General features: G+C 61.5%; 16 protein-coding genes and 1 pseudogene. 7 read left to right on the top strand and 10 right to left on the bottom strand.

The window, feature by feature from the left end:
- Window positions 1-4 precede the first annotated feature (4 nt).
- Both ACREXZ_RS14180 and ACREXZ_RS14175 read right to left on the bottom strand, forming a co-directional pair.
- On the bottom strand, window positions 5-802 hold the full coding sequence (locus tag ACREXZ_RS14180) for an alpha/beta hydrolase (protein WP_431764714.1): 798 nt from the start codon (window positions 800-802) through the stop codon (window positions 5-7).
- 156 nt (window positions 803-958) lie between these two features.
- The gene (locus ACREXZ_RS14175) at window positions 959-1669 is read right to left on the bottom strand and encodes a response regulator (RefSeq protein WP_431764713.1); all 711 of its coding nucleotides are present in this window, start codon (window positions 1667-1669) and stop codon (window positions 959-961) included.
- A gap of 241 nt (window positions 1670-1910) precedes the next feature.
- Between ACREXZ_RS14175 and ACREXZ_RS14170 the strand changes: the two genes are divergently transcribed.
- From ACREXZ_RS14170 to ACREXZ_RS14160, 3 genes are all read left to right on the top strand, one after another.
- Window positions 1911-2864 (top strand): DUF535 family protein, encoded by a 954-nt coding sequence (locus ACREXZ_RS14170; protein ID WP_431764748.1) that lies wholly within the window; start codon window positions 1911-1913, stop codon window positions 2862-2864.
- A gap of 177 nt (window positions 2865-3041) precedes the next feature.
- Entirely contained in the window at window positions 3042-4466 is a 1425-nt protein-coding gene (fliD, locus tag ACREXZ_RS14165) for a flagellar filament capping protein FliD (RefSeq protein ID WP_431764712.1), read from the top strand.
- A 272-nt stretch (window positions 4467-4738) separates the two neighbouring features.
- The gene (locus tag ACREXZ_RS14160; RefSeq protein ID WP_431764711.1) at window positions 4739-5110 is read left to right on the top strand and encodes a DUF2917 domain-containing protein; all 372 of its coding nucleotides are present in this window, start codon (window positions 4739-4741) and stop codon (window positions 5108-5110) included.
- Between the two features lie 98 nt (window positions 5111-5208).
- Here the strand turns inward: ACREXZ_RS14160 and pcaF are convergent, their stop codons facing one another.
- The 3 genes from pcaF to otnI form a co-directional block, all read right to left on the bottom strand.
- On the bottom strand, window positions 5209-6411 hold the full coding sequence (gene pcaF / locus ACREXZ_RS14155; RefSeq protein WP_431764710.1) for a 3-oxoadipyl-CoA thiolase: 1203 nt from the start codon (window positions 6409-6411) through the stop codon (window positions 5209-5211).
- Window positions 6412-6638: 227 nt separating this feature from the next.
- A complete protein-coding gene (denD, locus tag ACREXZ_RS14150) occupies window positions 6639-7619 on the bottom strand; it encodes a D-erythronate dehydrogenase (protein WP_431764709.1) in 981 nt (326 codons plus the stop codon).
- Between the two features lie 24 nt (window positions 7620-7643).
- Window positions 7644-8432: a 2-oxo-tetronate isomerase gene (otnI, locus tag ACREXZ_RS14145; RefSeq protein ID WP_431764708.1), complete on the bottom strand. Its 789-nt coding sequence runs from the start codon at window positions 8430-8432 to the stop codon at window positions 7644-7646.
- 218 nt (window positions 8433-8650) lie between these two features.
- Between otnI and ACREXZ_RS14140 the strand changes: the two genes are divergently transcribed.
- Complete coding sequence (locus ACREXZ_RS14140) at window positions 8651-9475, top strand: IclR family transcriptional regulator (RefSeq protein ID WP_431764707.1); 825 nt, start codon at window positions 8651-8653, stop codon at window positions 9473-9475.
- A 36-nt stretch (window positions 9476-9511) separates the two neighbouring features.
- On the opposite strand, the gene ACREXZ_RS14135 is transcribed toward ACREXZ_RS14140, so the two are convergent.
- A complete protein-coding gene (locus tag ACREXZ_RS14135; protein ID WP_431764706.1) occupies window positions 9512-10387 on the bottom strand; it encodes a lipid A biosynthesis lauroyl acyltransferase in 876 nt (291 codons plus the stop codon).
- A 597-nt stretch (window positions 10388-10984) separates the two neighbouring features.
- On the opposite strand from ACREXZ_RS14135, the gene ACREXZ_RS14130 reads away from it, so the two are divergent.
- Complete coding sequence (locus ACREXZ_RS14130) at window positions 10985-12133, top strand: hypothetical protein (protein ID WP_431764705.1); 1149 nt, start codon at window positions 10985-10987, stop codon at window positions 12131-12133.
- Between the two features lie 69 nt (window positions 12134-12202).
- On the opposite strand, the gene ACREXZ_RS14125 is transcribed toward ACREXZ_RS14130, so the two are convergent.
- From ACREXZ_RS14125 to ACREXZ_RS14110, 4 genes and pseudogenes are all read right to left on the bottom strand, one after another.
- On the bottom strand, window positions 12203-13492 hold the full coding sequence (locus tag ACREXZ_RS14125; RefSeq protein ID WP_431764704.1) for an MFS transporter: 1290 nt from the start codon (window positions 13490-13492) through the stop codon (window positions 12203-12205).
- Between the two features lie 91 nt (window positions 13493-13583).
- Window positions 13584-14783: a M20 aminoacylase family protein gene (locus tag ACREXZ_RS14120; RefSeq protein ID WP_431764703.1), complete on the bottom strand. Its 1200-nt coding sequence runs from the start codon at window positions 14781-14783 to the stop codon at window positions 13584-13586.
- Between the two features lie 153 nt (window positions 14784-14936).
- On the bottom strand, window positions 14937-16271 hold the full coding sequence (gene argG, locus ACREXZ_RS14115) for an argininosuccinate synthase (RefSeq protein WP_431764702.1): 1335 nt from the start codon (window positions 16269-16271) through the stop codon (window positions 14937-14939).
- A 43-nt stretch (window positions 16272-16314) separates the two neighbouring features.
- Window positions 16315-16644: pseudogene (locus tag ACREXZ_RS14110) on the bottom strand (hypothetical protein); the annotation flags it as partial.
- A 174-nt stretch (window positions 16645-16818) separates the two neighbouring features.
- Between ACREXZ_RS14110 and ACREXZ_RS14105 the strand changes: the two are divergent.
- The gene (locus ACREXZ_RS14105; protein WP_431764701.1) at window positions 16819-17352 is read left to right on the top strand and encodes a hypothetical protein; all 534 of its coding nucleotides are present in this window, start codon (window positions 16819-16821) and stop codon (window positions 17350-17352) included.
- Between the two features lie 1564 nt (window positions 17353-18916).
- Window positions 18917-19837, top strand: coding sequence for a CPBP family intramembrane glutamic endopeptidase (locus ACREXZ_RS14100; protein WP_431764700.1), 921 nt, complete (start codon window positions 18917-18919; stop codon window positions 19835-19837).
- The last annotated feature ends 23 nt before the right edge of the window (window positions 19838-19860 follow it).

Here is a 19860-nt window from a genome sequence, read left to right as displayed (position 1 = left end):
CGGCTCACGTTAGCACATCGCCACGGGCGACGAAGTCGAGCGTGCGGGCAGCCACGGTGTCGCGTTCGTTGTCGAGCGTGATCATGTGATAGCTGTCGGTGAGGCGCACGAAGGTCACGTCGCGCGTGCCGAGGTGTTTGCAGATGAATTCGGCGGAGCGGATGCTCGTCACTTCGTCCTCCTCCGAATGCACGACCAGCGTACGACATGCGACGCGATGCAGCGCGCGCTTCACGGCGAAGCGCATCCAGTCGACCTGTGCGATCGCCGAGAGCGGCACGTACGGATAGTGCACACCGCTTCCCTTCTGCAGATGCCGCCGGATCAGATTGCGGATGCGCGCGTTCTTGATGCCGAACGGCTCGCCCTCGGGCACGCGGATCAAATGACGCAGGCCAGGCACGCAATACAGCAGGTAACGCAGCGGCTGCAGCGGAGAACCATTCCAGCCGTCGAGGAACAGCGGCGGCGACAGCAGGATCAGTCGGCCGCGCGTCACGCGTTCGCGTGCGCACAGCATCAGCGCAAGCAGTGCGCCCATCGAAATCCCCGCGACGTCGACGCGCGCGTAACGCGCCAACAGCTCGCGATAGGTCTTGCTCAACAGCTGCATGTAGTCGGCGAGGCTCACGTCGTTCAGTTGATCCGGCGACGAGCCGTGGCCCGGCAGCGACGGCAGATAGACGTCGCAGCCGCTTTCCTCGAGCTTTCTGTCGAGCGAACCGAAATCGTGACGCGTCCCGCCAAGACCATGAATCATCAGGACGGCGTGGCGGGCAGCAGGGAGGGAACAGACGGACATGACGCGGGCGCATATAGCAGTGAAGCCCGGATGGTAGAGAGGACGTGCGCGCGCGACTGTCGATTTGCAGCGCCGTGTGTAGAGTTTTGTCGAGCGCGCGTTACGCGAAATTTCAGCTATGCCGGAAACGCGGGAGGCGTTCCATGAAGGCCATGCCTACTCCCACGCGATCTTGCTGAACTGGTAGCCCTTGCCGCGGATCGTCTTGATGCGCTGAGGGTTGCTCGCGTCGTCGTGCAGCTTGCGGCGCAGCTTCGAAATGCCGCCGTCGATCGTGCGGTCGAGACCGTCGAACTCGACGCCACGCAGCGCGCGCATCAGATCGTCGCGGCTCACCACTTCGCCGGCATGGCTCACGAGCACCCACAGCAGGTCGAATTCCGCCGACGTCAGGTCCGGTACGCTGCCGTCCGGCAGCATCACCGAGCGACTCGCACGATTGATCACGAACTTGCCGATCGCATGGCTATCCGGCTGGCTCGCGGGTTCGACGCCGCGCGACGCCACGCGGCGCAGTTGCGCCTTGATCCGCGCGAGCAGGATGCGCGGCTCGACGGGCTTGTGCACGTAGTCGTCGGCACCGAATTCGAGGCCGAGCAGTTCGTCGAACTGTTCGTCGCGTGCAGTCACCATGATGATCACGCCGTCGTAATGCTGCTCGCGTGCTTCACGGCAGATCTGGAAACCGTCCTTGCCCGGCAGGTTCACATCGAGGATTACGAGATCGGGACGGCGCCTGAGGATCGCCGGCACGGCGTCGCTGCCGTGCAGCACGACGTCGACGTCGTAGCCGTGCTTGCCGAGATAGCCGGCAACGAGAGCGGAGAGGCGGTTATCGTCTTCGACGAGCAGGATCCGGAAGGGCATGGATGAATCGTTCAAGGCGAGTTGGATTCGTGGCGCGATTGTCACGCGGTCGCCATGATACCAGGGCGGCGAACCTGGCTCACGCCGAAGCCGGCATACCGCGGCACAACGGATTGACGGAAACGTTCTGCGCTCCTTCGCGGCGTCACAAAACCTGACAATTCTGCGCTCAATTCGACAACCGCAGTAAACCCGCGTCGCTAGCATCCAGCCCATTGCAATACCGGGAGAACGACGCGTGATGCCCCTGTTCGTCGACAAGCTCGCCGCGCGCCTGCCGCGGCTCGCAGATTTCGCCATGTCTTTTTCGATGATCCAGCGCGCCGGACACACGCTGTATCCTGGCGACACGCTGTTTCACCGGCTGCGCCGCATGCGGTTGTGGCTGCGCTCGATTGTCTGGTGGCACTCGACCACCGTCTGGCTCCGGCGCTGTTCGAACTCGTCGCTGCGCGAGATCGTCCGGCGCCATCCGCTCGCGATCGAACGACCACATCGGCCGTTCCTGCACGGCGGCTTCAGTTCGCGCGAACGGATCGCCGCGAGCCTCGACCATCAGACGCTCACCGAGCAACGCGTGCCGCAGCTCGCACAACGCATCGCCCGCGAAGGGCACGCGACGATCGCGCAGTTCGCGGTCGGTGCCGAACGCTGGCAGATCACGCTCGAATCGCTCGACCAGTTCCAGAAGGAAGGCGACTGGACCCTCTGCATCCGCGACGCGAACGGCCGGCGCGTTGTGTCGTGCACGTTCAGCCTCGCGTATCTCGGCGGCAAGGTGCGGCGGCCGCGGCTGTGCGTCGGGTCGGTTCAGGGTCCGGACACCTCGATCAACGGCCGCGAACTGTTTCGCGCACTAACGAAGCGCTGGTACGGACTGCGGCCGAAGGTCTTCGTCATCTATCTCGCGCAGTGCATCGCGTCCGGACTCGGGACGGGCGGCACCTTCATCGTGTCGAAGCGCGCGCACATCTATGCGAACTGGCGCTACTGCCTGCGGCGACGGCGCGTCGCCGCGGACTACGACGGCCTGTCGCTCGAATGCGGCGCCGTCGCCCGCTGGAACGGCTGGTTCGTGCTCGCGCCGCCAGTCCGGCACACGCGCGATGCCGACGGCGGCAACGCGCTGCGACGCAAACGCAATTCGCTGCGCGAAGACCTCGCCGCACAGATCCGCAACAGTCTCGAAGGCTGATAACCCACGCTGCTTTCCGCCTTGTCGATCACGAACCCTGGCGCACCGTCAAGGGGTTGAGGCCTTACGAAAATTTTTCATCGATTACGTTAAGTTTCATGAAAGGTCGTCGTAAACATTAAAAGAGGGCTGGGTTGCGTTGCCCTTCCTCCTGTCCCGACAAGAACGGAGCTTTGCATGGCCAGCACGACCCCGACTTCCACAGATACCGCCAACCTGCTCGCGCAGGCCGCCCAATCGATCATCAGCGGTTCGACCAACTCTTCGCTCGACGTCGACAAGCTGGTCCAGGCGCTCGTCACCGCAAAGACCGCGGGCCGCACCGCGCAGATCGCGAACAAGCAGACGCTCGACAACACCCAGCTGTCCGCGATCGGCAAGCTGAAGGCGGCACTGTCGGCACTGCAGACCGCGGTCGCGGGCCTCGCCGACGGCACCGCGCTGTCGCACTTCGCCGCGACGGCGAGCGGCAAGGGCGTGACGGCCAGCACCGGCAAGGGCACCACACCCGGTAGCTACGAACTCGACATCGCGACCGTCGCGACCGCGCACAAGCTGTCGTCGAACGGCTTCGCGGCCGACACGAAATTCGGCACCGGCACGCTGACGGTCGGCGTCGGCGACAAGTCGTTCGCGATCAACGTCGATGCATCGAACAACTCGGTCACCGCCATCGCCGCGGCGATCAACAGCTCGGCGAACAACCCGGGCGTGACGGCAAGCGTCGTCAATGCGGCCGACGGGCAGCATCTGGTCGTTACGTCGAAGGAAACCGGGGAGGCGAACGTCGTGTCGTTGAAGGCAAGCGGCGGACTCGACACGCGGCTCGACTCGTCGGGCTTCCGCGAAGTGAGCAAGGCACAGGACGCGCAACTCACGATCGACGGCAACCCGGTCAAGAGCGCGACCAACACGATCTCGAGTGCGCTGCCGGGCGTGACGATCAACCTCGCCGCAGCCGCCGCGAACACGAAGCAGACGCTGACGGTCGCAACCGACGACACCGCGACCAGCACCGCAGTCGGCAACTTCGTGACCGCCTACAACGCGTATGCAACGACCGCGCATTCGCTGTCGGCCTACGACCCGGCCGCGACCGATGGCTCGAAGGCCGCGCCGCTGCTCGGCGACGCGATGCTGCGCGACGTGAGCAACGGCCTCGCGAACATCGTCAGCCAGGGCGTCGCGTCGGGGGGCAAAACGCACAGCCTGTCGGCGCTCGGTATCGACCTGCAGCACGACGGCACGCTGAAACTCGACAGCGAGAAACTGAAAACGGCGCTATCGACGACACCGGGTGCGGTCGCCGCGCTGTTCAACACGAGCAACGGCATCGGTGCGTCGCTGAATCGCTTCGCGACCACCTATGTGCAGAAGAGCGGCCTTATCGATACGCGCACGCAGGCGCTCAACGCCGATCTCGCTTCGCTGCAGCAGCAGTCGACACAGCTGCAGACGTACACCGGCACGCTCACCAGACAGTACAACGCGCAGTTCACCGCGCTCAACAACCTGATGACGACGATGAACAACAACAAGCACTATCTGACGCAGCTATTCGGCGGCGACAACAACGCGGGCGCGCTGTCGCGTAACAAGTAATGCAGCTACGCCGTGTTTTCGTATTGACAACATAGCGGCGTCCCGCCACACTCGACCCCATGCTGACCTACACCTCTACCTGCGCCAACGCATTCAATCGAACAATGCATGCCACCTATGGCGGGCATTGGGGATTGCGTATGCGTTAGCAGTCAGCGTTAAAAGCAAACGAACCCCAAAGGCCCCGCCGGAAACGGATGGGGCCTTTTGCTTTTTACCAGTCGTGAAAATGGAAAAGGCGCCTCCGTCAGACGGCTTTATCGACGGAGAGCATGATGAAAGAGGTAAGCTCACAGTACCCGGAATACGAGTGGCAAGACGAACGGTTGCCGGAAGTCGTTGTGCATTTCATGCTGTGGCCGGGTGCCACGCATTCGTGGCGCGTCGCATACGATGCGCGGATGCACGTGCATGACGCGCGGATCTGGCTCACGCGCGCGCAAAGCCCGTACGACCACTGGCTCACGCCCGGCGCGGAGTTGCAACTGACGCGCGGCGAGCGCGTCTGGATGAGCACGGATGGCGACGGTGCCACGCGCGTTTCGGTGCGCAGCAAGCTGCCTGCGTTGCGTCATCCGCTGCGGCGCTGGCTCAGCCGGTTGCTGCGGTTGAATACCGAGATGGTCGAGCCGGTTTCGCGTTGACGACGCGTGTCCACCATTCACCGGCACGATGCAATGCACGGTCCCGTGCGGCGTACCCACGCCGCACGGGACCCCTTCACGCATGAATTCAAACCGCGTCAGATGCGTTCGATCGCGAGCGCGATGCCCTGCCCGACGCCGATGCACATCGTGCACAGCGCGAAGCGGCTGTTCGTCCGGTGCAACTGGTGCATCGCCGTCGTGACGAGCCGTGCACCGCTCATCCCGAGCGGATGCCCGAGCGCGATCGCGCCGCCGTTCGGATTCACGCGCGGATCGTCGTCGGCAATGCCGAGCAGGCGCAGCACCGCGAGCCCTTGCGATGCGAACGCCTCGTTAAGTTCGATCACGTCGAACTGGTCGATGGTCATGTTCAGACGCGCAAGCAGTTTTTGCGTCGCAGGTGCTGGGCCGATGCCCATCACGCGTGGCGCGACACCCGCAGTCGCGATGCCGAGCACGCGGGCGCGCGGCGTGAGGCCAAAGCGCTTCGCACTCTCCTCGTTCGCGAGCAGCAAGGCCGCGGCGCCGTCGTTGACGCCCGATGCGTTGCCCGCCGTGACCGTACCGTCCGGCCGCACGACGCCCTTCAGTTTCGCGAGCGCGTCGAGACTCGTTTCGCGCGGATGCTCGTCCTGCGACACGACGAGCGGATCACCCTTCTTCTGCGCGATCGTCACCGCGACGATCTCCTGCGCGAGCGTGCCGTCGCGTTGCGCACGCGAGGCCTTCTGCTGGCTGCGCAGCGCGAACGCATCCTGGTCGGCACGACTCACGCCGTATTCCTGTGCGACGTTCTCGCCGGTTTCCGGCATCGAGTCGACACCGTATAGCTGCTTCATCAGCGGATTGATGAAGCGCCAGCCGATCGTCGTATCGAATACGTCGGCCTGACGCGAGAACGCGCTCGTCGCCTTGCCCATCACGAACGGCGCACGGCTCATGCTTTCGACGCCGCCCGCGAGCAGCAACCCCGCCTCACCCGACTTGATCGCGCGCGCCGCGATCCCGACCGCGTCCATGCCCGATCCGCACAGGCGATTCACCGTCGAACCCGGTACGCCCTGCGGCAGCCCCGCAAGCAGCAGCGACATCCGCGCGACATTGCGGTTGTCTTCGCCAGCCTGGTTCGCGCAGCCGTAGATGACGTCGTCGACCGCGTTCCAGTCGACCTCCTTGTTACGCTCGATCAGCGCCTTCAACGGCACTGCGCCGAGATCGTCCGCGCGAACCGACGACAGCGCGCCCGCATAGCGGCCGATCGGCGTGCGAACGGCGTCGCACAGGAAAGCTTCGGTCATGAGATGTCTCCGGGAGAATGCCGTGTGCGTGGCAACGGGGCGGCTGCATGCCGGCCCAACCTGGTACAGGGCTTGAAAAGCATTGCTTCGATTACGGTCCAATTGTTCTATATAAGAACAAATAATCGTATATCGAACACTCGGATCCGATGATAGGCCCGCGCCGGAAAGCATGTCAAGCCGCGCGGGCGCACGCACCGGGAGAACGCACATCGACAAACAAGGCGTCAGCGAACCTCGATCCGTTCGTCGTCGATATAGCCGCGAATCACGTCGGCGAACGTGCGGTCGCCCGACAGCCCGAGCCGTTCCGCACGCGTCGTGTCCCACTGCCCCGGCCAGCTGCCGACAATCTTCTCGACGCGCACATCCGGCTGCCAGACGATCCGCTTCGCGACGTCATCGCCGGCCACCTCGCGCAGCGCCGCGACCATCTCGTCGACGCTCACCGAAATGCCCGGCAGGTTCAGCACGCGCTGATTGCCGAGCACGGCCGCATCGAGTTCGAACCCGGCGATCAGACTCTCGATCGCCTTGCGCGGTGACAGCAGCCACAGCCGCGTACTGCCCGCGACCGGACACACCGCAGGCTCGCCGTTCAGCGGCTCACGGATAATCCCGCTCGCAAACGACGACGCCGCCGCATTCGGCTTGCCCGGCCGCACGCTGATAGTCGGCAGACGCAGCACGCGGCCGTCGATAAAACCGCGTCGCGAGTAGTCGTTCAGCAGCAATTCGGCGATGGCCTTCTGCGCGCCGTACGACGACTGCGGATTCAGCGCCGTATCGTTCTGCACGACGTCGGGCAAGTCGCCGCCGTACACCGCCACTGAACTCGTAAACACGACACGCGGCCGATGCCCGCGCTGCCGGCACGTGTCGAGCAGCAGACGCGATGCATCGAGGTTGATGCGCATCCCGAGATCGAAGTCGGCTTCCGCCTGGCCGCTGACGATCGCGGCCAGATGAAAGATCGCCGCCGTGTCGCCGTCGATCGCATTCGCCAGCACGTTCGCCTCCGCGATGTCGCCGACTTGCGTGCGCACCCGGCTGTCGCCGAAGTCGGCTGCACGCACGACGTCGAGCAGCACGAGTTCGGTGACCGGCTGCGCCACGCCGTCGGCATCTTTCAACGTGCCTCGCGTCAGCAGTTCGCGCGCGAGACGTTGACCAAGAAAACCCGCACCACCGGTGATCAGTACGTTCATGATGACGTTCGTCCTTTGCTTCGATCAACCCGCGTCGCGAAGGTACGGTCTGAGCCAGCCCAGTCCCGCCGACGTGCCCGCGCGCGGCCGGTATTCACAGCCGATATAGCCGTCGTAGCCGAGCGAGTCGATCAGATCGAACAGGTACGGATAGTTCAGCTCGCCGATGTCCGGTTCGTGGCGCTCGGGCACGCCGGCGATCTGGATATGGCCGATGCCGGCCATGTCGCGCTTCAGCTTCACCGCGAGATCGCCCTCGACGATCTGGCAGTGATAGCAGTCGAACTGCACCTTCAGGTTCGCCGCGCCGACCTCTGCGCGGATCGCCTGCGCATCGTCCTGGCGGTTCAGGAAAAAGCCCGGGATGTCGCGCGTGTTGATCGGCTCGATGACGATCGTGATGCCATCGGCAAGCGCGGCCTGCGCCGCATACGCGAGATTGCGCAGATAGACCTCGCGATGGCGTTCGCGCGACTGGTCCGCGCGGATCAGGCCCGCCATCACATGCAGCTTGCGATTGCCGAGCACGCGTGCGTAGTCGAGCGCGGTGTCGACACTGCGGCGGAATTCGTCCTCGCGTCCCGGTAGCGACGCGATGCCGCGTTCGCCGTTCGCCCAGCCGCCGGGCGGCGCATTGAAGAGCGCCTGCGCGAGGCCGTGCGCGTCGAGCCGGGCCTTCAGATCGGCTGCGGGGAAATCGTACGGAAACAGAAACTCGACGGCCTTGAAGCCATCCGCTGCCGCGGCGGCGAAACGGTCGAGAAATGCGTGTTCGGCATACATCATCGTGAGATTCGCGGCGAAGCGGGGCATTGGAACAGCTCCTTGATTGATCGTTGGCAGCACACGTGGCGCGCGGTTCGTCGGGTTGCAGGTCGGGTTATCATACAAAGACCGCAACGCATCCGCAGCTTCGTCACCCGGGCAACGCGTCGGCGAAGTTGGCGAAACCCGATGCATACGCTATCTTCACGGCTTTCGCTGCGGCCCGGTGCGGCCGTCTCCGCGTCTACTGCAAAGCCCTGAGGCCCATGACCCAAGCTACCGAAGCATCGGCCGCGGAGCCGGCCGGCTCTGCGGCAATCCCCGAAAAACCCGGCGACTCCTACGTGCAGTCGTTCGCGCGCGGCCTCGCGGTGATTCGCGCGTTCAACGCGGAGCGCCCCGAACAGACGCTCACCGACGTCGCGGCCGCGACCGGCCTCACACGTGCCGGCGCACGGCGCATCCTGCTGACGCTACACACGCTCGGCTACGTCGAAGCCGAAGGCCGCCTGTTTCGCCTGACACCGAAAATTCTCGATCTCGGCTTCGCGTACCTGACATCGATGCCGTTCTGGAATCTCGCCGAACCGGTGATGGAGGATCTGTCCGCGCAGGTGCACGAGAGCTGTTCGGCCGCGGTGCTCGACCGCACCGAGATCGTCTACGTGCTGCGCGTGCCGACGCACAAGATCATGACGATCAATCTGTCGATCGGCAGCCGGTTGCCTGCGTACTGCACGTCGATGGGTCGCGTGCTGCTGGCCGCGCTCGACGACGCCGCGCTCGACGCGACGCTCGGCCTCGTGCCGCTCTACGCACACACACCGCGCACGATCACCGACAAGGACGAGCTGAAGAAAGCGATTGCGCAGGTACGCCGCCAGGGCTGGGCGATCGTCGATCAGGAACTCGAGGTCGGACTGATCTCGCTATCGGCGCCGATCCGCAACCGCCAGGGCCGCGTGATCGCCGCCATGAATATCAGCGGCAATGCGCAGCGCAATTCCGCGAAGCAGATGGTGAAGTCGTTTCTTGAACCGCTGCAGAATGCGGCGCAGACGGTGTCGGAGAGGGTTGCGCGGCGGAGTTGAGGGTTGCGTGGCGGGCGGGTGACACGGGGAGTGAAATCAATAAACCCCCGGCACCCCGGGCGGCCGATGTTTGAACCGCCGATGCACCCAGTAATACTGCTCGGGGAATCGCAAGATCTGAGTCTCGAGAAACGCGTTCATTCTCGACGCGTCGTCGGTGTCACTTGCGGACGGGAAGTCGGCGAGCGGCTCGAAGATCGTCAACTTATACCCTTTGAAATCGGGTAGCACTTCCGTCACGAACGGCACCACGCGCGCGCGGCCCAGTCTCGCCAGCCGTGAGACGGACGTCAGCGTGCAGGTGGCCACGCCGAAGAACGGCACGAAGACAGAGTTCTCGACACCGTGATCCATATCCGCCGCAAGCATGACGGGCTTGCCGGAGCGAAGTATTCCGATGATTTTTCTGGCGCTCGTGGACCGTTCGATCATCTCCGCGCCAAACCTGCCGCGCTGTTGTTTTGCAAGGTCGCACATGCGCGTGTTCGACATGCGTGTGTACAGTGACGCGACAGGCAACTGCGTCGAGTACAGCATGCACCCGACCTCGATACCCACGAAGTGGAATCCCATAAAGATGGTCGGTGGTGCATTCGTATCTTCGAGATCGAGCTTGCTGTCGATCTGGACAATATTCTTTATCGCCTGCTCGCTACCGAACCACTGAATGCCTCGCTCGAGATAGCTGCGGACAACCTGCCGGAAGTGAGCCTTCGCGAGGGCGTCGTGTTCATGTTCGGTCTTTTCCGGAAAGCAAAGACGCAAATTCACCAGTACCACATGCTTTCGACGGCTTGGAAGCGCGTACAACGCTGCACCGAGGGCGCTGCCAAACCTCGCGACCAGCCGGTAGGGAAGCACTGAGAAAGCGCGCAGCAGCATGACGAGGAGGACGTAACCGAGTTGTTCCACCGTTGTTCCTGCGTGCAATGGCCAACTACGCCATGTGTGAATGCGATCGTTCGTCGACGACGAACGCCCTTTGAAGCAAATTGCAGAAACACGCCGTTGTCTTGACGCGCCAGATTGAAGCGATGCGTGGCGTGATGGACGATCCAACCTCGGGATCAGGTCTCACGGTCTGATCGGCGCAATAGCCGGTGGAAGCAGGCGGGATATAGGTGGGTGCCCTAAGGAAGTAAGGAGGCAGCCATAGATTTACCGCAAACGTGCGCATTATCGCACGCGGCCGTGGGGCTACTCACTTCGAGGCCTGCCGGCGATCTTCATGCCCTGCCTGAGCCGCTCCCGCTGCGCATCGCGGCAACCGCCCTGATCTCGACAAAGAGAGTCGGCCTGGCCAGCAGGAGCATAGCGAAGACGACGAAGAAAGCCGTGTATAAACTCACTTGCGGCTCGGCAACAGGGCTCCGATACTCCGATACGCAGGCGAAGGAAAATGAAAGATGTAGACGGCCTTTTGCAATGCCAGACGGCTACCCCCGAAGTGCTCGCGAAGGATGCTGTCCTCCCGGGCACGCCCGCTTTTCTATAGTGATTTCGTAGAAGATGACCACGACGCATTTGAATACATTCGCTTCAGCAGCCAACCCGGCGAATGCAGCCACCGCTCTACCCGATCAGCAAAGCCCCGTTGAAGCGAAAGCACAACCGGTGCAGGGAATTTTTTTGCACGCGGGATGGAGGACTGCGGGAACGTGGTTGTGGTCGCGATTCCGTGCGCTGGAATCGGTCAATGCGTTCTATGAGCCGCTGAGTTCACTGGTCGGTGAACTCGCCCCTGCCGATATTGCCGATATCCGCCCCACCTACAGCTCCGGCCATCCGCCTTTGAGTTCAGCTTATTACGAGGAATACCGACCGTTCCTGCAATCGACCGCGCGCGGCGTACGCGGATACCGGGGGAGCTTCGGGATCGATCAATTTGGTGGACAACCCGATAGAGATTTCCCGGCGTTGCAAACGTATTTGAACGACCTTTGTGAGACTTCGGCAGGTCAACGCAAAATCGCGGTTCTCAAGTTCTGCCGATCTCACGGGCGCATGCCATGGCTTAAAGAAGCCTTTCCCGGAGTCATGCATGTCGGGATTCTCCGCAACCCTGCTTCTCAGTTTGCATCAGGCTGGTTACTGAGGCAGCAATGGCGAAACGCATTCTTCGTTGCAGCGCCATTTCGTGTGCTGGGCTTTCAACAGAGCGAGCCTATTGTCAGGCAGGTTATTACGGAATGTGGCGTGAAATTACCGCCTGTTGCGCCGACCTCGTACGATACCTACGCGGCCGCTTGCGATCACTATGCGCAAACGGTCGAAGGTAGCGACGCCTATCGAGCATTTATCGCCCTCTGGATTCTTGGCGCCTGGAGGATGTTGAAGAGCGCGGATCTTGTCGTTGACTCGGATCTGCTTGGACAGTCTCCCGATCACGCATCCGAGCTCGGCGCGCGATTTCGGGCGAGCACTGGGCTAACGCCGGACCTCAGTGCTACCCGAGATCTGGTTGACGAGGCGAAGCGCAACGTAAGACGGATGACGGCAATTGACGGCCGCCTGTTGCGTCCAATCAATTCCGCCGCCCTGAAGTTTTTGTTCAGGCAACTCGATACGACGGACGCCTTGCAGGCGGACCTCGCTGAGACTGTTCGGAAAAAAGTAGCGCTCGCGAATGACATAGCTGACGAGTGGCGCTACTACTGACGCATCGCGCGGTGCGATTCCTCGCATCGGACGCCTCTCCATGTCGCGCAACAGCGCCCTCAACCAGCCCTAATCACTCATCTCCCCCGCGGTCTCCCTCAACATCGACACCGCGACCAGCGACACGATCACGCACCCCGCGACATACGCCGCTGGCGCGAGCCGGCTGCCGGTCAGCTTGATGAGCCACGTCGCGACCAGTTGCGCGGTACCGCCGAACATGCACACGCTCACCGCATACGCAATCGAAATACCGGTGGCACGCACGCGTCGCGGGAACGACTCGCACATCAGCGCGAACTCCGAGGCGGAGCCCATCGAATAGGCGACCAGCATCAGCGCGGTCGCCGGCACGATCACCGACAGCGAAGGAAAGCGGTTGATCAGCATGAACGCCGGAAACAGCAGCAGCACGAGGATGCCGCGACCGATCAGGATCGGCTTCTTGCGGCTGCCGATGCGATCCGACAGCAGCCCGAACAGCGGACACGTCACCAGCACCACGACGCCTGCAGCAACGCCGACCAGCATCGACAGCGACATCGGCAGGCCAAGCGTGTGGATCGCGTAGGTCGGCATGTAGAAGGTCAGGATGTAGATCGACACCGTGCCGCCCATCACGGTCAGCGTGATCAGGATCAGCGTACGCAGATGGCCGGCGAACAGTTCATGCAGCACGCCGCGTTCGATGCCGTGCGCGGCACTCGCTGAATCGTCGGCGAGACGGCGTCGCAGCACGAGACCGACCGGCGCAATCAGCAGGCCGATCACGAACGGCACGCGCCAGCCCCAGCTTTCGAGCGCGGCGTGCGGCAATAACGCCGACAGCGCAGCCGCCATGCCCGAGCCAGTCAACGCGGCAGCGCCCTGCGTCGCCAGTTGCCAGCTGGCGCGCTGGCCGCGTCGCGCGGCCGTGCCCTGTTCGAGCAGCGTCGACGTTGCCGCGCCGACTTCGCCGCCCTGCGAGAAGCCCTGCACCAGTCGCGCGAACACGATCAGCAGCGGCGCGGCGACGCCGATCTGTGCGTAGGTGGGGGCGATCGCGATCAGGGCGGTGCCGAACGCCATCAGCATGATGGTCAGCGTGAGCGCGGCCTTCCGACCCCGGCGGTCCGCGTAGAGGCCGAGCAGTACGCTGCCGAGCGGCCGTGTGACGAAGCCGGCCGCGAACGTGCCGACCGACAGCAGCAGCGACGTCGTCGAGTCCGATGCGGGAAAGAACAGCTTGCCGATGATCACCGCGAAATAGCCGTACACGGTGAAATCGAAAAACTCGAGCCAGTTGCCGATCACCGCGGCGGCTACTGCGCCGCGGCTCGTGCGTTGGGGGGTGTCGAGAGCGTGACTGACGGTATCCATCCCGGATCGTCCTTCGCTAGTGGCGTGTCGTGACAGCGATAAGCGGCAATGAGCGACGGGCGCTACGCGTGCCGCCGCGGCCCTGCAGATTTCAGCGGCCGAGCCAGCGCTCGACGAGCCGTGCCCAGAACGCCGCACCGACCGGCAGATTCAGGTCGTTGAAATCGTAGTGCGGGTTGTGCACCATGCAGCCGTCCTCGCCGACGCCGTTGCCGATTCGCAGGAACGTGCCGGGACGCTGCTGCAGCATGAACGCGAAGTCCTCGCTGCCCATCAGCATGTCGGTCTGCGCGACGACCTTGTCGTCGCCGACCAGTTCGCGCGCGACGTCGATGGCGAACTGCGTCTCCGCATCCGAATTGACGACGACCGGATAGCCGTCGATGTAATCGACCGTCGCCTTGCCGCCGTAGCTCTCGGCCTGGCTTTGCGCCAGTTCGGTGATACGTTGCTTCAGCAGCGCGCGCACTTCCGGGCTGAACGAGCGCACGCTCAGTTCGAGTTTCGCGGTGCTCGCAATCACGTTGTTCGCGGTGCCCGCGTGCATCGAGCCGACCGTCACGACCGCCGGCTGCGACGGATCGACGTTGCGTGCGACGATGGTCTGCAGCGACATCACGATGCTCGCCGCGATCACCACGGGGTCGACGGTCAGATGCGGACGCGCGGCATGTCCGCCGACGCCTTCAATCGTGATGACCGCCTTGTCGCCCGCCGACATGAACGGTCCCTTGCGGAACAGCAGCACGCCAGGCTCCGCGCCCGGGTGGTTGTGCACACCGAATACCGCGTCGCACGGAAAGCGCTCGAACAGACCATCTTCGATCATTTTCTTCGCACCGCTGTCGACGCCGCTTTCTTCGGCCGGCTGAAAATACAGATGCACAGTGCCCGAGAAACGGCGGGTCGCGGCGAGGTGCTGGGCGGCGCCGAGCAGCATCGTCGTGTGGCCGTCGTGGCCGCATGCGTGCATCTTGCCGTGCGTCTCGCTTGCGTACGGCAGGCCGGTCTCTTCGATGATCGGCAGCGCGTCCATGTCCGCGCGAATGCCGATGCGGCGCGTGCCGTCACCCACCTTCAGCGTGCCGACCACACCGGTACGGCCCACGCCGCGCGTGACCTGCCAGCCCCATTGTTCGAGCCGGTCCGCGACGAGCGTCGCGGTCGCCACTTCCTCGTACGCAAGCTCCGGGTGCCGGTGAATCTGATGACGGATTTCGCGCAGGCTGCCGGCGGCACCTTCCAGATCAGCGACTCCGGTCAGTGCAGCGGCACTCGATGCTTCGCTCATGGCGACTCCAGATGATGTCCCAACGATCGTGCCGCCAGCCGGCGACGAACTGGCAAGCACTATACCGGCGCCATTTTGTTCAAACAAATGTTCGGCGGATTTCGAACCGGGGATCGCGAGCGAGGCCGCGGATCGCCCGGTTCGCGAGACGACTTACTTCGCGTCGTCCTTCAACTGCGGAAGTGCCGACGTTTCACCCGGCGTGAGCAGGCCGGCTTGCGAATAGACGCGCAGCTTGTCGCGCGTGTCGGTGATGTCGAGATTGCGCATCGTCAGCTGGCCGATCCGGTCGCGCGGCGAGAAGGTCGACGCAACCTTCTCCATCGACAGGCGTTCCGGCTGATACGTCAGGTTCGGCGATTTCGTGCTCAGGATCGAGTAGTCGTTGCCGCGGCGCAGTTCGATCGTGACTTCGCCCGTGATCGCGCGCGCGATCCAGCGCTGGCCCGATTCGCGCAGCATGATCGCCTGCGGGTCGAACCAGCGGCCCTGGTACAGCAGACGGCCCAGACGACGACCGTTCTCGCGATACTGCTCGATCGTGTCTTCGTTGTGGATGCCGGTGATGAGCCGTTCATAGGCGATATGCAGCAGCGCGAGGCCCGGAGCTTCGTAGATGCCGCGGCTCTTCGCCTCGATGATGCGATTCTCGATCTGGTCGCTCATACCCAGACCATGACGGCCGCCGATGCGGTTCGCTTCGAGCAGCAGTTCGACCGCGTCCGGGAAGGTCTTGCCGTTCAGCGCGACCGGCTGGCCTTCTTCGAAACGGATCGTGATTTCTTCGCGGTCGACCTTGACGTCGTCGCGCCAGAACGCGACGCCCATGATCGGGTTGACGATCTTGATGCCGGACTCGAGGCTCTCGAGATCCTTCGCTTCGTGGGTCGCGCCGAGCAGGTTCGAATCGGTCGAGTAGGCTTTCTCCGCCGACATCTTGTACGCGAAGCCCGCCTGACGCATGAACTCCGACATTTCCGCACGGCCGCCGAGTTCGTCGATGAACTGCTGGTCGAGCCACGGCTTGTAGATCTTCAGGTCCGGATTGACGAGCAGGCCGTAGCGGTAGAAGCGCTCAATGTCGTTGCCCTTGTACGTGCTGCCGTCGCCCCAGATGTTGACGCCGTCTTCCTTCATCGCGGCGACGAGCATCGTGCCCGTGACGGCGCGGCCGATCGGCGTGGTATTGAAGTACGTCACGCCGGCCGTCGAGATATGGAACGCGCCGCACTGCAGCGCCGCGATGCCTTCCGCGACGAGCTGCGCGCGGCAATCGATCAGGCGGGCGCCCTCGGCGCCGTATTCCGTCGCGCGGCGCGGGATCGAATCGTAGTCGTCTTCGTCGGGCTGGCCGAGGTTGGCGGTGTAGGCGTACGGCACGGCGCCCTTCTGGCGCATCCAGTGCAACGCGGCACTGGTGTCGAGGCCGCCTGAGAACGCGATGCCAACTTTTTGACCCACCGGAACGTTTTCGAGAATCGTGCTCATGGACAAAGCCCGTCAAATGGAAGAAATAAGCGAGGGCATTAGTTTACTCGATGCGGACGGGGGCCTGCCGAAAACGGTCGTCCACCCCTCGCCGACCTGACGATACCCGAAGCGCTTCCAGGAACGCAGCGCCGGCTGCTTCGAGCGTGCCGGAGTTGTCGATTGTTGTCAGCCGCGCGTTTTCTGGTAATGCGAACGGCGCTTCGCGCGCGAGGCGCGTGGCGACCTCGGCGGCGGTTTCGCGTGCACGACTTCCGTGTGCGGACAGCGCGGGCAGATGTTGCCGCGAACCGTTGACGACGACCGTACAGCCCAGCGCGAGCCACGCGTCGAGTTCGATGCCGGTCCCGTAGCGCAGTGCGTGACTCGACCATCATGGCTTCCGGTGTCGCCCACCAAGATCTATCGAGGGTGTCCAGACGAAACAGTTTTTGCGTACGTTGAAATTTCGGAGTTCTCCTGCTTTGGGTGACTGCCACAGCAGGATTTGATAAATATTAATGAGATAGCAGAAATAAACCTCATTTACTTGACTCACTCATTTTCGATGCTTACTCTTTCTTCGCAGATCGCCAATAAGATTTCGCGACAATATTTGGAGTGGTTTTGTCGAATTTATCACAATGGGATTGATATGATTAATCAAGCCTCAGCAATATTTTCATCGCACTTGTCACGAAAAACCTCCCTCAAAAAATTCCACGGACAATTCAAGTCAATTGTGCCCATGTGTAATTTTCAGAATTTTCGGGAAGGTCAATTTTTACGAAACGCAAAGTCTTTTCATCAAACATTGGGGATATTTACGCGCATACTGACCGAAATGGAAATTGATGTGGTCGCGGGTAGTAATGGCGGTGGCTTTTGGAGCGGTGTGGGGACCTCGCTGGACAACGCGGGGCGCGGCGCCCTGGTTGGTGGTACGTTGGGAATGGCACTTGGACCGGAGATGGGAGCCTTGGGCACTGCCGCAGGGGCGGTTATTGGAGCAGGAGTCGGGTTCCTCGGGGCTAGTATGCCATCGGGAATCGGAGCGTGGGGGCGGGACACACCCCCACAGCTATATGACCGAATGCCGTAATGGGTACGCTAATACTCTGATTGATCGGGGACCGTGTTGCCATTTTCAGATGACAAAGATCGCTTAATCATACCCGGGGTAATTTTCCCTCCCGGGGCTTAGGTAGCTTTGCTATTTGGGGCGGAGTCAACTCACTCAGCAGCAGTGAAGGTACGGCACTGAAATTGATTGATTCAATCAATTTCATGACTCGCAATGTATAGAAGAGTATTTACTTACTTTCTGGGTAAATTATTTTACAAACAACTCGGCGAAAAGAGCGAAAAAATATATTCAAGATGACGATTTTTAGCGAGATTGAAAATTTCTTTTCAAAACATTCGGTTAATAGTTGGATTGGTCTGTTGGGGAGTGTGGTTTTCTGTCTTTGCGGGCTACTGACCGTATTTGGAGTACTTACGCAGCATCCCTCCATATTTAGCAAAGCCGGAGGCGCTGTGTTTGCACTGCTGTTTCTATGGGTCGGTAGCACCTATGCCAGGAAGCTGATGAAGTAGCTTCAGCAACATGAGAGAAACAACGGGGGACGCTGCCCGTCCACGAACGCACGAGTGCGTCTGTGTATGGTCGCGAACTAGAGACGAATCCGATGCGAAGCTGCCGCATCGGGCAGCGCGCCAAGAATTGAAGATCTCAAAAGAGTTCGCGTTGACGGCTTTTCGCATAGTGGCCGAAAGACCCTTGGCAACAAGGGGGCGGTATGGATGGCTCTGAAAATCATCGGTGACCAGCATGCTGGATTGTCCCGAAGTGACAGGCCGGAAGTGCAGCGGATGCGACGAATGATTTACATCTGTAGCGGCATTCAAGCGTTCGAATGACGAGAAGTGAAATTGATGATCGACGGACTGCCAAAAATTTCCAGAAATTCAACCATCGGTCAGCGCGGCAGTTCGTCGCCCCAAGTCTGACGATTTGTGGTTTTAGGGATTCTGATTTGCATGCCAGACCAGTAAATCGGAATAAATGCAGCACCACAGTTGTGTATCTTTTTCTACAGGAGTTTGCCATGCAAGTCATTGAAGATCCGAGCATCCTCGCATTGATCGCAGGCGGAGCCGGGGCAGCATCTGCACCTGCGCCTGCCTCTGCTCCTAGTGCGGGCTGGCATCCTGGTGGGCCGGACACGAGCATCCCAGGGTACCCGCCGTCTTCGGTACCGTCTTTTATCAGCAATCCCCCTGGATGGATAGGTGCACATCTGAGCGGAATCGGAGCCTGGGGGCGGGACACTTTCCCACAGATCTTTGACAGACAGCCATAATGAGTGCGCTAGTACTCTGACTGATCAGTGTCATGCTGCTGGCGTCACCGCTCTCACCGTGATGCACAAGGTATAGACGACACATCCAATCCGCAACCTGGACCGGGATCGCGAGCAATCGGAATCCTCCGTGATGATCGCGGTCCTCCCAGATCGGGGGTATCGGTCCAATCCTGGTTGGGGATGCAGCGAATCCGACAGGCAAGTGTTTTGATTGACTGCAAAAAACCGCTCTGTTCATCAATTGTGTGGTGATGCCGCAGCCCGCAGGGCCTGCGATTTCGCTCGTAAAAAAGTGGAATGTCCGTCTGCCAGGACTACCAACAGTTTCGAATGTTTATGGTGATAAAAAATCAACCCGACAGGTCTGGCTGGCGCTGGACAGTTGTTGCTATTGGAATGATCTGCGTTTCATTAGGGATTGGCAGCTTCGTTGTATACGCAATCGCCGGTTTTCATCAAGTGAGAACGGGCAGCAACTGGCCGGCATACCGACTGGTTGTTCTAAGCATATTCATTAACACAGTGGCAGCGTGGGTATGTCTGAAATTCGTCTTCAAACACATCGAACGTCGGCCACTCCTGACGCTCGTTGCATGTGACGGCACACTAAGGATCGGCAGAGTCTTCTGCGGAGCCATGTTCTGGCTCGTTTCATTTGCGACAATGCTTCTGGTCCTGGCATGCAAAACAAAACTACAGACTGATGTCTGGCCCGACATGTATGCCAGACCACACTGGCCTGGAACGGGAAACGTCATTTTGCTCGTGCTGTTTATCCTGACGCTCATCTTTGCGGCCGGACAGGAAGAAATGATTATCCGCGGATGGTGGGCACAAAAAATCGAGAGGCATACAAAGAACAGGGCAATCACGGCGATCATCATATGCGTTATTTTTGCAATCGGCCACGGCTACACAAGCTTGCCTATTTCCGCAGGCTTTGCGCTGATGTCGCTGGGGTTATCGACGTTGATTGCATACGAAGGGCGACTCGAACTGGCAATGGGGGCGCACGCGATGCATAACGTCTTCCTGTTCGTACTATATTTTACAGTCGCACGACGCGACACGGGTTTTCATGAAGGAGCAGGGTTACTAAACAAGCCAGTTACCTGGGATGATGTTGTCGTCGTTGGTGGAACTTATCTCTTGATGTTGCTGCTGCTGCATGGCATGCGGCGCTTTCAAAAGAGAGCAATGCCACCGCTGCCCGGATAGACGAGCAATCGTACTTTATGAAA

Origin of the sequence: Paraburkholderia sp., from assembly GCF_050742655.1 — a bacterium.
Taxonomy (GTDB): domain Bacteria; phylum Pseudomonadota; class Gammaproteobacteria; order Burkholderiales; family Burkholderiaceae; genus Paraburkholderia.
Note: the sequence above shows the minus strand (reverse complement) of the source record. Positions and strands in the feature narration are given on the sequence as shown.

Excerpts from the sequence above, each read along its gene's own strand:
- fliD (WP_431764712.1), top strand. The coding sequence starts at position 3,042 with ATGGCCAGCACGACCCCGACTTCCACAGATACCGCCAACCTGCTCGCG.
- ACREXZ_RS14100 (WP_431764700.1), top strand. The coding sequence starts at position 18,917 with ATGTCCGTCTGCCAGGACTACCAACAGTTTCGAATGTTTATGGTGATA.
- ACREXZ_RS14130 (WP_431764705.1), top strand. The coding sequence starts at position 10,985 with ATGACCACGACGCATTTGAATACATTCGCTTCAGCAGCCAACCCGGCG.
- ACREXZ_RS14175 (WP_431764713.1), bottom strand. The coding sequence starts at position 1,669 with ATGCCCTTCCGGATCCTGCTCGTCGAAGACGATAACCGCCTCTCCGCT.
- ACREXZ_RS14105 (WP_431764701.1), top strand. The coding sequence starts at position 16,819 with ATGCTTACTCTTTCTTCGCAGATCGCCAATAAGATTTCGCGACAATAT.
- pcaF (WP_431764710.1), bottom strand. The coding sequence starts at position 6,411 with ATGACCGAAGCTTTCCTGTGCGACGCCGTTCGCACGCCGATCGGCCGC.
- ACREXZ_RS14170 (WP_431764748.1), top strand. The coding sequence starts at position 1,911 with ATGCCCCTGTTCGTCGACAAGCTCGCCGCGCGCCTGCCGCGGCTCGCA.
- ACREXZ_RS14180 (WP_431764714.1), bottom strand. The coding sequence starts at position 802 with ATGTCCGTCTGTTCCCTCCCTGCTGCCCGCCACGCCGTCCTGATGATT.
- ACREXZ_RS14125 (WP_431764704.1), bottom strand. The coding sequence starts at position 13,492 with ATGGATACCGTCAGTCACGCTCTCGACACCCCCCAACGCACGAGCCGC.
- ACREXZ_RS14140 (WP_431764707.1), top strand. The coding sequence starts at position 8,651 with ATGACCCAAGCTACCGAAGCATCGGCCGCGGAGCCGGCCGGCTCTGCG.
- ACREXZ_RS14160 (WP_431764711.1), top strand. The coding sequence starts at position 4,739 with ATGATGAAAGAGGTAAGCTCACAGTACCCGGAATACGAGTGGCAAGAC.
- ACREXZ_RS14120 (WP_431764703.1), bottom strand. The coding sequence starts at position 14,783 with ATGAGCGAAGCATCGAGTGCCGCTGCACTGACCGGAGTCGCTGATCTG.
- argG (WP_431764702.1), bottom strand. The coding sequence starts at position 16,271 with ATGAGCACGATTCTCGAAAACGTTCCGGTGGGTCAAAAAGTTGGCATC.
- otnI (WP_431764708.1), bottom strand. The coding sequence starts at position 8,432 with ATGCCCCGCTTCGCCGCGAATCTCACGATGATGTATGCCGAACACGCA.
- denD (WP_431764709.1), bottom strand. The coding sequence starts at position 7,619 with ATGAACGTACTGATCACCGGTGGTGCGGGTTTTCTTGGTCAACGTCTC.